Below are 232 nucleotides of genomic sequence, written 5' to 3'. Positions count from 1 at the left end.
CCGAACACAATCGCCATCGTCAACGTGCCCGCGCAGGATTGCGATTGGCGCCCGCTGGTGCTCGGCGCCGCGGTGGTGCGAACGATCGTCACCGACACGTCGGTTCGCGTCGACCTCGAGGTCTGCGCCTACCGCGCCGGTCGTCACGGTGCCGAGGGTGAGGGTGTTCGCCTCGCCGGCCGGTCCGTGGGCGCCGAACGCGTCGGGGTGCGCGTCGAAGCTGCGCCCGTTC

General features: G+C 71.6%; 1 protein-coding gene. It reads left to right on the top strand.

The genetic code is table 11. The features are described from left to right. A partial coding sequence (locus tag GV790_RS30380; RefSeq protein ID WP_163818222.1) for a hypothetical protein occupies positions 1-232 on the top strand: 232 nt, incomplete at both ends.

It is taken from the genome of Nocardia cyriacigeorgica, assembly GCF_010858045.1.
Taxonomy (GTDB): domain Bacteria; phylum Actinomycetota; class Actinomycetes; order Mycobacteriales; family Mycobacteriaceae; genus Nocardia; species Nocardia cyriacigeorgica_E.
Note: the sequence above shows the minus strand (reverse complement) of the source record. Positions and strands in the feature narration are given on the sequence as shown.